The sequence below is a fragment of the Streptomyces sp. NBC_00989 genome (assembly GCF_045162655.1).
Taxonomy (GTDB): Bacteria; Actinomycetota; Actinomycetes; order Streptomycetales; family Streptomycetaceae; genus Streptomyces.
In genome coordinates this window covers 570,569-585,292 of record NZ_CP108728.1, presented here as the reverse complement: position 1 = coordinate 585,292, position 14,724 = coordinate 570,569, and the positions used below count along the sequence as shown (strand labels likewise).

General features: G+C 71.1%; 13 protein-coding genes. 8 read left to right on the top strand and 5 right to left on the bottom strand.

What is annotated here, in order from left to right; translation table 11 throughout:
* Positions 1 to 3 precede the first annotated feature (3 nt).
* Complete coding sequence (locus OG714_RS02655; RefSeq protein WP_406118219.1) at positions 4 to 1,386, bottom strand: NAD-dependent succinate-semialdehyde dehydrogenase; 1,383 nt, start codon at positions 1,384 to 1,386, stop codon at positions 4 to 6.
* A gap of 41 nt (positions 1,387 to 1,427) precedes the next feature.
* Positions 1,428 to 2,990 (bottom strand): APC family permease, encoded by a 1,563-nt coding sequence (locus tag OG714_RS02650; protein WP_406118217.1) that lies wholly within the window; start codon positions 2,988 to 2,990, stop codon positions 1,428 to 1,430.
* 158 nt (positions 2,991 to 3,148) lie between these two features.
* Here OG714_RS02650 and OG714_RS02645 point away from each other — a divergent pair, with 158 nt between their 5' ends.
* Positions 3,149 to 4,543: a flavin monoamine oxidase family protein gene (locus OG714_RS02645; RefSeq protein WP_406118215.1), complete on the top strand. Its 1,395-nt coding sequence runs from the start codon at positions 3,149 to 3,151 to the stop codon at positions 4,541 to 4,543.
* Positions 4,544 to 4,572: 29 nt separating this feature from the next.
* Positions 4,573 to 5,460: a TetR family transcriptional regulator C-terminal domain-containing protein gene (locus OG714_RS02640; protein WP_406118214.1), complete on the top strand. Its 888-nt coding sequence runs from the start codon at positions 4,573 to 4,575 to the stop codon at positions 5,458 to 5,460.
* A 52-nt stretch (positions 5,461 to 5,512) separates the two neighbouring features.
* On the opposite strand, the gene OG714_RS02635 is transcribed toward OG714_RS02640, so the two are convergent.
* Positions 5,513 to 7,378, bottom strand: a complete 1,866-nt coding sequence (locus OG714_RS02635; protein WP_406118213.1) for a glycoside hydrolase family 5 protein — start codon at positions 7,376 to 7,378, stop codon at positions 5,513 to 5,515.
* Positions 7,379 to 7,706: 328 nt separating this feature from the next.
* Here OG714_RS02635 and OG714_RS02630 point away from each other — a divergent pair, with 328 nt between their 5' ends.
* Positions 7,707 to 8,384: a class I SAM-dependent methyltransferase gene (locus tag OG714_RS02630; RefSeq protein WP_406118212.1), complete on the top strand. Its 678-nt coding sequence runs from the start codon at positions 7,707 to 7,709 to the stop codon at positions 8,382 to 8,384.
* 193 nt (positions 8,385 to 8,577) lie between these two features.
* Here the strand turns inward: OG714_RS02630 and OG714_RS02625 are convergent, their stop codons facing one another.
* Together OG714_RS02625 and OG714_RS02620 are read right to left on the bottom strand one after the other, a co-directional pair.
* Positions 8,578 to 8,889, bottom strand: a complete 312-nt coding sequence (locus OG714_RS02625; RefSeq protein ID WP_406118211.1) for a type II toxin-antitoxin system PemK/MazF family toxin — start codon at positions 8,887 to 8,889, stop codon at positions 8,578 to 8,580.
* Positions 8,886 to 9,071, bottom strand: coding sequence for a hypothetical protein (locus tag OG714_RS02620; RefSeq protein ID WP_328686162.1), 186 nt, complete (start codon positions 9,069 to 9,071; stop codon positions 8,886 to 8,888). Before OG714_RS02620 ends, OG714_RS02625 begins: the two co-directional genes overlap by 4 nt.
* Positions 9,072 to 9,447: 376 nt before the next feature.
* Between OG714_RS02620 and OG714_RS02615 the strand changes: the two genes are divergently transcribed.
* From OG714_RS02615 to OG714_RS02595, 5 genes are all read left to right on the top strand, one after another.
* A complete protein-coding gene (locus OG714_RS02615) occupies positions 9,448 to 9,822 on the top strand; it encodes a hypothetical protein (protein WP_406118209.1) in 375 nt (124 codons plus the stop codon).
* A gap of 206 nt (positions 9,823 to 10,028) precedes the next feature.
* Positions 10,029 to 10,388: an ArsR/SmtB family transcription factor gene (locus tag OG714_RS02610; RefSeq protein WP_406118208.1), complete on the top strand. Its 360-nt coding sequence runs from the start codon at positions 10,029 to 10,031 to the stop codon at positions 10,386 to 10,388.
* A gap of 170 nt (positions 10,389 to 10,558) precedes the next feature.
* Positions 10,559 to 13,300: an AAA family ATPase gene (locus tag OG714_RS02605; protein WP_406118206.1), complete on the top strand. Its 2,742-nt coding sequence runs from the start codon at positions 10,559 to 10,561 to the stop codon at positions 13,298 to 13,300.
* A gap of 135 nt (positions 13,301 to 13,435) precedes the next feature.
* Complete coding sequence (locus OG714_RS02600; RefSeq protein ID WP_406118205.1) at positions 13,436 to 14,485, top strand: hypothetical protein; 1,050 nt, start codon at positions 13,436 to 13,438, stop codon at positions 14,483 to 14,485.
* Positions 14,486 to 14,503: 18 nt separating this feature from the next.
* Entirely contained in the window at positions 14,504 to 14,653 is a 150-nt protein-coding gene (locus OG714_RS02595; protein WP_406118204.1) for a hypothetical protein, read from the top strand.
* Positions 14,654 to 14,724: the final 71 nt, after the last annotated feature.

Genomic DNA, 14,724 nt, shown 5'->3' with positions numbered 1-14,724 from the left:
TGGTCAGGCATGGGCCCGCACCGCCGTACAGACGAGCCGTCTGTTCACGAACTCGCCCATTCCCGCGCCCAGTTCGCGGCCGAAGCCGGAACGTCCGACGCCTCCGAAGGGGAGTTCGGGTCCGTCCACGGACGGGGAGTTGATGGTCGCCATGCCGGTCTCCAGCCGCTCCGCGACGCGGCGGGCCCGCTCGGGATCGGCGCTGAACACGGCGGCGCCGAGTCCGTACGGGGTGGCGTTGGCGAGTTCGACCGCGTGCTCGTCGTGCGTCACGCGGTGGACGACGGCCACCGGTCCGAAGAGTTCCTCGTGCCAGGCCCGCATGTCCTCCGTGACATCCACGAGGACGGCGGGCGAGTAGCGGGCCGACCGGTCAGGGGACAGGACACCGCCGGCGAGCAGGCGGGCGCCCTTGGAGACCGCGTCCTCGACCTGGGCCGCGAGGTGTTCCGCCGCCGCGCGAGAGGCCAACGGCGGGTGTACGGCGGGGTCGACGGCCTCGGCCTCGGTGACGAGCGCGGTCACGAACGCGTCGTAGATGTCGGCCATCACGAGCATGCGCTTGTTCGAGGTGCAGGCCTGGCCATTGTTGTGGATCCGTGTCAGCCAGGCCAGCGCCGCCATGGCTGTCACGTCGGGGGAGTCGAGCACGATGAACGGGTCGGATCCGCCGAGTTCGAGCACGCACTTCTTCAGGTGCCGGCCCGCGGTCGCGGCGACGACCGATCCCGCACGCTCGGATCCCGTCAGCGACACGCCCTGGACCCGGGGGTCGGCGATGACGGTCTCGACCTGCTCGTGCGTGGCGAAGACGTTGAGGTACGTCCCGTGCGGCAGCCCCGCGTCGAGGAGGACCTCCTCGAGTGCGCGGGCGGTCAGCGGGACCGACTCGGCGTGCTTGACGATCACGGTGTTGCCCAGCACGAGATTCGGGACGGCGAAGCGCGCGACCTGATAGCAGGGGTAGTTCCAGGGCATGACGCCCAGCAGCGGGCCGATCGGACGGGGCCGCACGACCGCACGCCCTTCGCCGCGGGTCGCGAGATCCTCGTCCGCGAGCAGAGCGGGGCCCTGCTCGGCGTAGTAGTCGAAGATCGACGCGCAGTACTCGATCTCGTCGGTCCCCTCGGAGAGCGGCTTGCCCATCTCCAGCCGCATGGTCGCGGCCAGTTCGCGGGAACGCCGTAGGAGAGCGGCGCCCGCTCGGCGGACGAGATCCGTGCGTTCGGCGACGGCGCGCTCCCGCCAGTCGAGGTACGCCGCCTGCGAGGCGTCCAGGATCTCGGCGACCTCGGCATCGGTGGCGTAGGGGAAGGAGTGGACCGGGTCGCCGGTCGCGGGATCGACGACCTGATAGGAGGGCTGCCCCGTGCCTGGCAGGGTCATGAGTGATCAACCTCGGGGGTCGTAGGGCGGAGGGTCCGAACTCAGGCCTGAGCCGCGGGAGTTGACCGGCGCTCGAAGAACGCGGGATACAGGCGCCGGCAGACGAGCAGGGCCAGCAGTCCGAGCACGAGCGTCCCGGTGCCGATCATGAATGTGCCGCCGACGTGAGTTCCCGAGGAGAACGGGAGCGACCAGCTCGTACCGCTGTTGATGGGATCCCACGCCTGGACCAGGCTCCACGCTCCCGCGGCGAGCAGGACGAGCCCGCCGATAGCGGGGAGGACGACGGTCAGCCAGAGGTCCGTCGCCTTGGCGCGTGGTCCGGCGCGGTGCACCCAGGCGGAGGTGAGGCCGGTGAGGCCGTAGTAGAAGGCGATCAGCACCCCGCAGGCGGACACCGCGTCGCCGAGGACGAGTCCGTGGCCGAGGAAGTTCAGCGCGACGTACACCACCGCGCCGATGACCCCGACCGCGATCGTGCCCACGTGCGGGATGCGGAAGCGCGGGTGCACCCGGGCCAGTGCGCGGGGGAGAGCGCCCTGGTCGCCCATCGACAGCATCGTGCGGCTCAGGGTCAGCACGGTCGTCTCCGTCGAGGCGGCGGCCGAGGTGAGGACCATGAGGATCAGCAGGTGCCACAGCACCGAGCCGAAACCGCTCGACCCGAACACCGCGGTGCCGAAGCCGTAGAGGACGTCCCCGGAGTTGTCCGGGTTGTTCAGGCCGATCCCGGAGTCGCCGATGCCGGCGAAGGAGATCGCGGCGAACGTGGCCAGGAGGTACAGCATGACCAGCAGCACGGTGGACCAGGTCGCGGCGCGGCCGGGGATGCGGTGCCGGTCGGTGGTCTCCTCGTTGACGGTGAGTGCCGTCTCCCATCCCCAGTAGATGAACAGCATCAGCACCAGCGCGCTGACGAAAGCGCTCAGGGACGCGCCCTCGAACGGGTTGAGCCAGGACAGGCTCAGCCGCCGGGTCCCGGTCGGCGCGGAGCCGGCGTACACCTTGACGAGCGCGACGACGGACAGGGCCACGAGCATGCCGAACTCCAGGAACAGCAGGGCGCGTTGGACCGCCGCCGCGATCTCGATCCCCCGGTAGCAGACGAGGGTCATCAGCGCGAGCCAGCCGAGTCCGGCCAGCAGCACCCGCCAGTCCGCCGGTGCGGAACCGATGCCCTCCGCGCCGAACAGCAGGAACACGTACTGTCCGGCGACCTGCGCGAGGCTGCCGATCACGAGGACGAAGGACGCGATGATCGCCCAGCCGCCGAGGAAGCCGAGACTCGGGTTCAGGGAGCGGGTGGCCCAGGTGAAGATCGTGCCGCAGTCCGGATCGCGTCGGTTGAGCGCGGCGTAGCCGAAGGAGACGAACAGGATCGGGACGAAGGCGAGCACCACCACGGCCGGAGCCTGGAAGCCGACGTATCCGACGACGAAGGCCAGCGTCGCGGTGAGGCTGTAGGCGGGCGCCGCGGACGCCACGGCGAGGATCAGGCTGGTGGCCATGCCGAGCGCGCCGGTGCGCAGGCCCTTGTCGGTACGACCGACGTCCTGCGCAGGTGCCGACGCCGTGCCTTGCTGATATTGCGAATTAGAGGTCATTGCCACTCCCGATCTAGTCGTCTACGGGTACCGACAACAAAACGCAATGACTGATTGGCGAGTCAGACTGGCTGCGTGCGGAGGCGCTGTCAAGGCTTGGATCGCAATTCTGTGGAGTGTCTTGACTCATGAGTCAGTGTTGCGGCACGGTGGCCGGCGTGACATCACTCGAAACTTCTGCCGTGAACACCGAGGTCGTGGTCGTGGGCGCCGGCTACGCGGGGCTGAGCACCGCGTGGCGGCTGGCCGACGCCGGGGTCGACGTGGTCGTACTGGAGGCCGCCGACCGCGTGGGTGGCCGTGTGTTCAGCGAGGTGAGTCCGTCCGGGGTGCGCATCGACCACGGGGGACAGTGGATCGGGCCGAGCCAGCGGCGGTTCCACGCGCTGGCGGACCGGTTCGGCTGCCGGACGTTCCCGACCTGGGAGACCGGCCGGCACGTCGAGATCCGCGCCGACGGCACCCGCGTCGACTACGCGGGCGGCGCACCGGACACCGGACCGGGCATCGAGGAGTACGAACGCGTCACCGCCCTGCTCGACGACCTCGCCCGCACCGTCGACCTCGAACTGCCCTGGTCCACCCCGCGGTTCGCGGAGTTCGACGCCCTGTCGGCCGAGGACTTCTTCCGCGCGCAGACCGACGACGAGGACGCCCTGCTCAGGCTGGCGCTCGCGATCGAGGGTGTCTGGTGTGCCGAACCGCGCGAGATCTCCTTCTTCCACGTGCTGTTCTACCTGGCCTCGGGCGGCGGGTACGAACAGCTGATGGAGACCCGCGGCTGCGCCCAGGACGCCCGGTTCTCCGACGGGGCGGACGCGGTGGCCCACGCGCTCGCGAAGTCGCTGGGCGGTCGCGTCCGCCCCGGCGAACCGGTGCTGTCGTTGCGGCAGACCACGCACGGCGTGGAGGCATACACAGGCCACACCGTCGTCCGCGCGCGGCGAGCCGTCGTCGCCGTCCCCCCGGCGGCGATCGGACGGATCACGTTCGACCCGGTGCTCCCCGCCGCACGGCGCGGCTGGGTGAGCCACGCGCCGATGGGCCGGGTCGCCAAGGTGCACGCCGTGTACGAGGAACCCTTCTGGCGCACGGCCGGACGCTCCGGAATCGCGACGCTCTACGGCGACAGCCCGGTCGGCGTCGTCTTCGACAACTCCCCGGAGGACGCCTCGCACGGCGTGCTCGTCGCCTTCGTCTACGGCGACCGGCTCGACCGCTGGTCCGCAGGCACCGACACCGAGCGCCGCCACGAGGTGCTGGCCGCCCTGTCCGCGACGGCCGGACCCCGGGCTGCTCAGCCCATCGACTACGTCGAGAAGATCTGGCCGCGGACCGGCTGGACCATCGGAGGCTACGAGTGCTTCGTGACCCCGGGCGGCTGGACCCGCCACGGCAGGGACGGCTGGCGGGAACCGTCCGGGCTCGTCCACTGGGCGGGGACCGAGACCGCCTCGGTGTGGAACGGCTACATCGACGGGGCGATCTCGTCCGGCGAGCGTGCCGCGGCCGAGGTGATCAGCGCCCTGGCGGCCGTCGGGCACCTGGGGTGAACCGCCTTGCCTGACATACTGACCGGGTTATGACCAGCATCGAAGAGCGGCCGGCCGCGACCGTCGCCGATCTGCCGGAACGCGTCCGTACGGCGATCCGGGCCGCCGCCGTCTCCCAGCGCGAACTCGCCCACCGCATCGGCATGGACCCGACCGCCCTGTCCAAGGCGCTGCGCGGGACCCGGCGGCTGCGCGAGGAGGAGGTCGCCGCCATCGCGAAGGCCTGCGGGGTGTCCACCGCGTATCTCGTCGAGGGAACCGGCCCGGAGCCCGTACTCCCGCCCGACGCGGGCCGGGACCGGGCACAGCCGGTGACGGCGCAGGAACGCCGGGAGCAGATCCTGGAGGCCGCGACCGTCCTCATCGCGCGCCGGGGCTACCACAACGTGCGTGTCTCGGACATCGCCCGCTACTGCGGGACCAGCACGGCGACGGTGCACTATCACTTCCCCAGCAAGGAAGCCACGCTGCACGCGGCGCTGGAGTACTACGCCCAGCGGTTCCGCACCCGGCTCGACGAGGAGTTCGGCCGGGCGACGTCCGCGCGGGACAAACTGCGCCGCCTCATCGAGGTCCAACTGCCGCTCGCCGCCGACGACATCGACGAATGGTCGGTGTGGATCCAGTTCTGGAACCAGGCGATGCTGGAGCCACGTCTGCGGCCCGCGCAGCGGCGGATCTACTCGGGCTGGTACCGGGTCGTGGTGGACGTGCTGCACGAGTGCCGGTCCGAGGGCCTGGCACCGGACGCGGACATCGAGGCCCTCGCCGACCGGTTCACCGCCATGGTCGACGGCCTGGCGATCCAGATCCTCGCCAACTCGACCGACATGCAGCCGGACCGCATGCGCTCACTCCTGCTCCGGGCCTTCGAACCCCACCTCGACCTGACCGACCAGCTCCCGCCGCCCTCTTGAGACATCCGCCGCTCCCGCGCCCCCTCCTCGCCGGCGAGGTCAATGACCCACGTCAGTGGGCCAGTTCGCGGCAGAACAGGGCCGCGGGGCCCGGCGAGCTGCCGACGCGGTCGGTGTAGGCGATGCCCGCGGCGTACTCGTCGTCCGCGCACTGGCCCTTGTAGTCGCCGCCGGCGAAGTCACCGCCGCCGGCGCCGCCAGGCCGGTTGTCGGACCGGTCGAACCACACGGTGCGTCCCGCGCCGGCCAGTGCGCCACCGGCGGGAGCGCACAGGGCCGCCGACGTCCGCACACCCCGGTGGCTGTAGCCGATGAGGAACTGGCCCTGGGCGCACTGGAGTTTGGTGTATCCCGAGGCCCAGTCGCCGCCCTGGGGGACGTTGCGTTCGTCGGTGACGACCGACTGGGCGCCGTCCGCGGCACGCAGGTCGCCCGCGGTGACGTCCGTGCACAGCCCGCGGCCCGAGGTGTGCCCGAGGCCGATCAGCCGCAGGCCGTCCGGGCAGGCAGCCTTGGCGGCTCCCGGGTCCCAGTCGCCGGTGCCGCGCACCCGCACGGACTCGACGTAGTCGCCGTGGTCGGTGGCGAGCATCTGCCAAGCGGGAACCCGGGCGACCGGACCGGTGAGCGAGGAGGCGGACATCAGCCGCTGCCACCCGGCGCCGCGCCAGTCCGCGTCGTCCAGGAGGCCGTGCCGGGTGCCGTCCGTGTCGTAGCGCAGCAGGGCCCAGTCGTCGTGCCCCTGCCAGCCGACCAGGGGCCAGTAGGCGAAGTCGGCGTCGTGGTCGGCGAAATAGTCGGTCACATTGCCGAACCAGGTGCGTGCCGCGGCGCCGGTCTCACCCGCGCCGATGCCGAACTCGCTGATCCACACAGGGGCGGTGTAGTGCTTGCCGTCGTCCTGGGAGACGAAGAACGCCTCGTCGTAGAGGGCCTGGAACAGCGCGTCGCGACTGAGGTCCTGGTAACGGGGGTCGCTGGTCTCACCGAGGCCGGTGGCACCGCTGTGGTGGGGGCCGGTGTAGCCGTAGAAGTGGGCCGAGTAGACGAGTTTGTGGGCGGCCACCAGGGTGTGCGACAGCGTGCGCGCGGGGGTGAGCAGGGGGCGGCCGTGGGCGAATCCGTCTATGGGCAGGCCGGTCCAGTTGATGCCCTCGATGACGATGAGCAGGTTCGGGTCGGCCTCGGTGAGGATGCGGTCGGCGGCGAGCTGAGCGGCGGCGAACCAGTCGTGCGCGTCGCCGCTGCCCCAGTTCGGGTCGTCCCAGACGTCACGGCGTACCTCGTTGTAGAGGTCGGCTCCCACCACACGGGGGTCGGCGGCGTAGCGGCGGGCCATGAAGACCCAGTCGTCCGCCCACTGTTGGGTCGACTGGCTGCTGTTCCACCGCTCGTTGCCGTCGACCCCGCAGCACCAACGGTACGTGTTCGTGTGGTTGTTCAGGATGACGGCGAAGTCGGCCGAGGTCAGCGCGGAGACCACGGCGTCGAACACCTGGAGCGGCGTCCGGCCGCGCAACTGTGGATTGGCCGCCACGGCGGCGTCCGGTACGGCGGTGGTGTCATGGATCATCGCGTTGGAGAACGGCAGCCGGATGCTGTTGATGCCCAACTGGTGGAAGTCGGCCGTCAGTTGCGCCAAGGGCACGCGGTCCAGGCCCAGGGGGATGCCGTAGGAGTTCTGCCCGGCGTGGTGATTGGCGCTGTCGGCCTCGCTGCCACTGCCCGTCCAGGAGCCCTGGGCGCCGTCCCAGTTGGCGGACTTCAACCGGAAGCGGTCGCCGTTCGCGTCGACGATGTAGCGCCCACGCGTGGACAGGGGTGGCTGCCAGGATCCCGCGGTGGCGCCGGGCGCGGTGGCGTCCGCCGGGGCCGCGGAGGCCGCTCCGGTGGACGGGAACAGCAGGGAGACACCCATGACGAGTAGTGTCAGGTACCGGACAAGTTTAGCCATGAGGTGCCCTCCGCGCTGATACCGGCAGGTGGCGATGCTGCCGGAATGTGGGGTAGCAGCGGCCGGTGGGAGACTACCTGCGGCCCGGGGAACCGTCGACGGGACAAAAGCGCCCAGTCGGTGGGCGGTGTCCTGGCGATCACGAACGTTGCCGGACGACGAGCGCGGGTGCTGTGACGGTGCCGTGCCGACCGGTGTCGCCGCGTCCTGTCGTTCCTCGCTCTCGGCGTGCGTTTTGCCGGAATGGCAACAGGATTGGCGGGGCCAGGATTTGATGGGTGACCGTGGGCGCGTGACTGACAACATCACAGGATCGTCCGCGCCCCACGCCTCGATGCCTGCCGACGGATACGTCGGAGACCCCGAGGTCCGGGCCGAGTGGGACAACCGATACGCCGACCGCCGACAACTGTGGAGCGGCCGGCCCAATGGCGCGCTCGTGGCCGAGGTCGCCGATCTCACGCCCGGACGGGTGCTCGACGTCGGCTGTGGCGAGGGCGCGGATGCCGTCTGGCTCGCGCGCGGCGGCTGGGACGTGACCGCGCTCGAAGTCTCAGGCGTGGCACTGGAACGGGCCGCGGGACACGCACGGGACGCCGGTCTCACCGTCCGCTGGGTACACGCCGCACTGACGGAAGCGGCCCTCCCCTCGGCCTCGTTCGACCTGGTCTCCGCGCAGTACCCGGCTCTGCTGCGGACACCCGACGCCGCAGCCGAGCGGGCGCTGCTCGCGGCCGTCGCGCCCGGCGGTGCGCTGCTGCTCGTGCACCACGCGGGGATGGACACCCGGCACGAACACGACGGCGGGTTCGACCCGGCCGACTACGTCTGGCCCTCCATGGTCGCCGCTCTGCTCGACGACGACTGGACGGTGGAGGTGGACGAGCAGCGGCCACGAGTGGCACCTGACGGCGGCGCCGGTGCGCACCACACCGATGACGTGGTGTTGCGGGCGCGTCGACTGCGCTGACGGCCCTCCGACGAAGGCGGACTCCGCGCCTGAGGGAAGTCGTCCTGCTGTCGTCGGTCGTGACGTCGGCGCCGCGACCGGCGCCACCAGGGTCAACGCTCTTGGCACTTGGCGCGCCCCTGCCGACCAGGCGCGAATCGGCCGGCCGGTGTTCCTGCTCGATGCGGGCTTCGCCGCGCCGTACGCCACCGGCTCACAGGTCGAGGACCGCGCGGAGGGCGTTGTCGACGAGTTCCTGCTGTTCGGGGCCGATGTTCCCGTGCGGTGTGCCGGTTTCGAAGCGGAGCGTGGAGAGCTGGAGGAGATTGACGGCGACGGCGGAGGCGTCGACCGGGGTGGCCAGGTGCACGCTCATCGCCGTGTCGGGGTGCTGGGCCGGGGCGTGCAGGACCAGGACGACGACAGCGCCGTAGGCGTCGGCAAGTCCGTCGAGGCTGACGACAAGAACGGTACGGGTGCCTTTGCCGGTGTCGACGTCCCAGACGTCGCCCTTGCGGATGGTCACAGGGCGTCGCCTTCGCCCGCCAGGTCGAGAGGGGCGACGGAGGCGAGTCGGCGCGCGGCGTCGAGGGTCATCTGACGTCGTACGGCTCGCACGATGTAGTCGTTGAGGGACGAGGAGCCGGCGGCGGCGTCGCGCAGCTGTTTGTCCATGGCGTCGGGAATGCGCAGCGTGATGGCAGTCATGACACCAATTCTAGTGGCAAGGGTGGCGTCATGTCTGCCGTTGAGCCTTTCCGGGGTGGGTGACACCGCGCCATCGGGCCGAGTCGGACCTCTGGTCGCCTGGATGCGTTCGTCATTGCCCGGCTCGGCGGGCCGGGCTCGCCCGCGTCGGCGACGACCGGTCCGTCACCGCACTCGCCTCCTGGAGCGCTCCGATTCCTTACCGGGTAGGGCAGTTCTGGCTCATCAAGGGATCCCGTCGGGCCACTGTTCGATCGTTGCGGGTCAGTCTCAAAGACACTCTCCGCGAGTCGGAGCCGCGTGCGTACGGTCCGGACGTCGAGGCGGGGCGGCAGCACCGGCCCGCCGCAGTCAACGGAACACAAGGGGAGGCACCGTGGCGAGTGTGGAAGTGTCGCTGAAGGAGATGATGGCCGGCGTCGAGGGGTCATTGGGGGCAGCGGTCGTCGACTACACCAGCGGGATGGCGCTGGGCACGTTGGGCGGCAGTAAGAGCCTGGACCTGACGGTCGCCGCGGCGGGCAACACGGATGTGATCCGGGCCAAGGTGCGCACCATGGAACAGCTGGGTCTCAAGGGCGAGATCGAGGACATCCTGATCACGCTGGACAGCCAGTACCACCTGATCCGCCTGGTCACCGGCCGCAACGGCAACGGGCTGTTCCTGTACCTCGTGCTCGACAAGGCCCGCTCGAACCTGGCCATGGCCCGCCACCAACTCAAACGCGTCGAGGGGGCGATCGAGATCTAGCCCGTCCCGACATGCCGGACCACCCATGCCCCTGATGTGAAGGCTTCTTCAACTCACCATGTCTGCATGGTCACAATGTGCGGTCGTGCGGGGACCGGGGCGTGAAGGATCGGCTTCCGAGGGCAGCCCGTGAAGTGGCGGCACTCTCGAGTACCGCCACTTCACGGCGGCCGCATTCCCAACCACCCGGCGAGGAGCGAGCGTCCATGCAGGTCCCCCTCTACCAGGTCAAGGCAGACTTCTTCCGCATGCTCGGCCACCCCGTGCGCATCAGGGTCCTGGAACTCCTCCAGCACGGTCCGGTGTCCGTACGGGACCTGCTCGCCGACATCGAGATCGAACCCTCCAGCCTGTCGCAGCAACTGGCCGTCCTGCGACGCTCCGGGATCGTCGTGTCCACACGGGAGGGCTCCACCGTCCGCTACGAACTTGCCGGCGGAGACGTCGCGGACCTCCTGCGCGCCGCGCGTCGTATCCTCACCGAACTCCTCACCGGGCAGAACCAGATCCTCGCCGAACTCCAACAGGCGGACGCCCCTCCGCGACCGCTGCCCGCACCCCGGTGATCCTCGGGCTGAAGATGTCGGCTCGGTCAGGGTCTTCGATGCGTGAAGCCCCGCGAGTTCGACACCTGGACTCTTCACGCCTTCCTGAGGAGGATGCCCGCAGGGGGCGGCCGAGGAGGTGAGCCGAGGTGGACCACGCGGGGCCCACTGTTCGGCCAGGAGCGGCGGGAGTGTTCGTCGGCCGCACGGAGAGCCTCGCGCTGCTGGCGGGTGCCCGCGAGCGGACACGGGCCGGAGTCCCCGCGTGCGTTCTCGTCGAAGGCCCGGCGGGGATCGGCAAGACCGCCCTCGTACGTCACTTCCTGTGCGGGTCCGGGCATGTGCTGCGGGCCGCGGGAGAGGAGGCCGAGTCCGGGCTGGCCTTCGGTGTGCTGGCGCAGCTCCTGGGCCGGCGGGCCCGCTGGACGGACGCCTCGGCGGCCGGGGCGGAACTGCTGGAGGCATGGGACGAGGCGCAGGAGAGCGACCCGGAGCCCGGGGGAGCGACCGGGGAACCGGTCGTCGTGGTGGTGGACGACGCCCAGTGGGCGGACCACGCGTCTCTCCAGGCACTCACCTTCGCCGTACGGCGGCTGCGGGCCGACCGGGTCCTGGTGCTGGTGGTCGTGCGGGACGTCGACGACGCGCGGCTGCCGGGTGGACTGCGGCGGTGCTTCACCGCCGACAACGTCGTGCGGGTCCGCCTCGGCGGGCTCGCGCCCACCGAACTGCGGCGACTGGGCGGCGAGTTGGGGGCATCCGGGCTCACGGTTCGGGCAGCCGAGCGGTTGCACGCGCACACCGGGGGAAATCCCCTCCACGTCAGGGCCCTGCTGGAGCAGGAGGGCCCCGGGCTGCTGGAGGCGCTGGAGCGGACCGACGTAGCGCCGCCCGTACCCAAGTCGTTCACGGCATTGGTGCTGGCCCGGCTCGCCGCGATCAGCGCGCCGACCGAGGCGCTGATCTGCGCGGCGGCGGTGCTCGGCGCGCACTGCGAGCTCGCCGAAGCGTGGACGGTGGCTGACGAGAACGCGCGGGCGGCCGCCGGCGGGGATGCTCTCGTCGCCCTCGAAGAGGCAGTGAGCGCAGGCCTGTTGACCGAAACGGCCGGGGATTCGGCCATCCGGTTTCCGCACCCCCTCATCCATGCCGCCGTGTACCACTGGCTCGGTCCCGCGCGCCGGGCCGCGCTGCATCTGCGAGCCGCGGCCGTCGTGCCGGACGAGGAGCGGCGGCTACGGCACCGGGCGCTCGCGGCGGTCGGCCCCGACCCGGGGCTGGCCGCCGAACTGGCCTCGTTGGGGCGGAAGTTCGCCGCCGAAGGCGCCTGGGCCGGAGCGGCGGGGCAACTCGAGGCCGCCGCCCGGCTGAGCGCCGACGCCGGTGTCCAGGAGCGGTGCTCGCTCGAAGCCGTAGAGTGCCGGCTGCTTGCGGGGGACGTGCCGGACGTGGGTGAAGTAGCCGAACGGATAGGTCAGTTCGCGCCCGGCGGGTGGCGCAGCTACCTGCTGGGGCGGCTCAGTCTGTTCGACGTGGCGCGCGCCGAGGCGCTGCTCACGGATTCCTGGCACCGCTGCGACCCGGACGCCGAGCCCGTGCTGGGGGCGCGGATCGCGGGCCAGTTCGCCGCACTGCACGGCAGCATGTCGCACGGAGCCGAGATGGCCGAATGGGCGGATCTCGCCCTGCGTCTCGCGCCGGACGACACGGCCACCGACATGATCCGCTATCTGCGCCTGATCGGGCTCGCGATGAGCGGACGGGCCGCGGACACCCTGGCGGCGCTCGGCCCGCTGCCCGACCCGGTCCTCGCGTCCCCCGCGCAGCTGGAGTGCCTCCTGGGCCGTGGGAACCTGCGCCCGTTCGTCGGCGATCTCACCGGCGCCGTAAGGGACTTGAGCGGAGTGTTCGGCGCCTGCCGTGGGCGGGCCGCGTCGTTCCGGGTGGTCGCCGCGACAGCGCTCGCCTCCGCCGAGTACCGCGTGGGGCGCTGGGACGACGCCCTCGTCCACACCGAGTTCGCGCTCTCGCTCGCCGCCGACACCGATCAGCCGCACATCGCCCTGCACAGCAGGACACTGGCCGCCCAACTGTGCGCGGCACGCGGCGCGTTCGCCAAGGCGCAGGCACACGCGTGCGTGGTGCGCGACTACGCCCGAGGCAGCCATGTGAGCCCGGCGCTGGCGGCCGCGCTCGCCGAGGGCTACCTGGCCCGCGCCCGGGGCGACCCGGAGGGCGTCGTCACAGCCCTCGATCCGCTGCTCGCGCTCGGCCCGCGCGGCTCCCTGGAAGAGCCCGGAACCGTGCCGTGGGCCGACCTCCTCGCCGACGCGTGGTCCGCCCTCGGCGAGGAGAAGCGCGCCGCCGGGATCCTCGCCCCCTACGAAGTGCTCGCCGCCCGGCGCGGTCATCACGAGGCGCTGCTCGTCGCCGCCCGGGCCCGCGGCACGCTGGAAGCCGCGCGTGGCGACACCGAAGCCGCGGAACGCGCCTTCCGGCTGGGCCTCAGACACTCCGCCCATGTCGAGGCCCCCTTCGACCGCGCCCTGCTGCATCTCGCCTACGGCGGTTTCCTGCGGCGCGCGGGGAAGCGCACCTCGGCGGGCGAGCAGTTGCAGAGCGCCCGCGACCTCCTCGTACCCCTGGAGGCGAGGCCCGATCTGGAGCGCTGCGACAGGGAGTTGGCCGCGTGCGGGCTGCGCCCCGCGGCGGGGCACGAGCGGACGTCGGACCTGGCGGGGCTCACCCCGCAGGAACGTGCGGTCGCCCGTCTGGTGGCGTCCGGTCTGACCAACCGGCAGGTGGCGCGCGAACTCGTCATCAGCGTCAAGACCGTCGAGTACCACCTGGGCCGGATCTTCCCGAAGCTGGGCGTGGACTCCCGCACCCGTCTCGCGGCCCGGCTGGCCGACGTACCCGAAGCCCGTTCCTAGGGATACCCCCGGTGCCGCACCCGGGGTGCCGGGCCGGCGCTCCCCGTAGCGTCGGTCGAACTTCGCCACTCGTGAACTCAAGGTCCGTGGCGGAGGAATCCCAGTCACACGCAATCAACCGGGGGATCGACTGTCATGGCCGACAACACCAGTCAGATAGTGACCGACATACCGCACGCCAAGGTGAAGGCGGTGGCCGAACGCGTCGTGCAGGAGCTGAGGCTCGCCGCCGAGAAGGTCGCCGCGCACCACGCCGAGCCCGCCAGGTACCCGATGCCCGAGGACAAGGGCGCCGCGGAACACCTGCTGGCCCAGCGCTTCGACCGGCTGCCCGACGACAAGAAGAAGCGGGCGGCGGACGCGGTCGTCGCCGACCTCAAGGACGTGGCGGGCAGGGGCCGACGCCTCGGCGACCTGGCCCGGGTCGACCTGCGCTCACCGGCCTCGGTCGACGCGCAGGTCCAGCGGATGCCCTTCCCGGAGCGGTTGAGGTTCCCGGCCGACGAACTGAGGAAACTGCCGTTCCTCCTCCCCGGGGAACCGCAGGCCGGCGAGGGGGCCGCGGCCGCACCTTCCGCGCTGCACAAGCTGGAGCTGCGCATCCACAGTGTGAAGTGCCTGGCCGAGACATCGGAGCTGGGCTCGGACGAGATCTCCCTCGCGGGGACCAGCGTGGACGAGAGCGGCGACACGCTGAAGATCAGCCCGTTCGACGTGCGCAGCTTCGACGACGGAGACGTCAAGACGTATGCGCCGCCGAAGCAGTTCCACTGGTTCAGCCTCGACGAGGGAGGCACCACCTACCCGAAGCCGTACTTCGTCACGCTGGTGCTCGCGGAGGTCGACTTCGGCGGTCTCGCCGCCTACGTCGACCAACTGCTGGACCTGGTCAGGACGAAGGTCGCCGCCTATCTCGCCGCTGCCGTCGGCGGGGCGATCGGCGTCTCGGGCGGAGTGCTCGGCGTCCTCATCGGCATGGCGGTCGGCGCGGCCATCGGCTGGGCCTTCGACCAGCTCAAGGGCATCGTCGAGGACGACGTGTTCACGCCCGTGACCCTCAGCACCATCATCCCGGCACTGACCGCCCGCTGGAACGGCAAGCCCGAAACGGCAGCGGCATCCGCCGACTACCGCGGCTTCGGCGGGCACTACCGCGTGACGTACACCTGGCGCATGTTCAACTGAGCGGTGCGGCGGTCGGCCGTGGGAACGATCGGCCAGGTCGCCGACCACCTCGTCCGCACGGCCGGGGCAGGCGCGGAGGAGGTGCTGATCGACCTCCGGCAGGCCACGACCACGACGGATGAACTCCTCATCGCCGCCGAGACGTTGATCAAGCGGCTGCGTGCGTAGCGATCTTGCACCCCGGCCGGGCCGGGCCTCCTGTAGCGGAGGCCCGGCCCCCTTGGCTTCCGGGGGGCAGC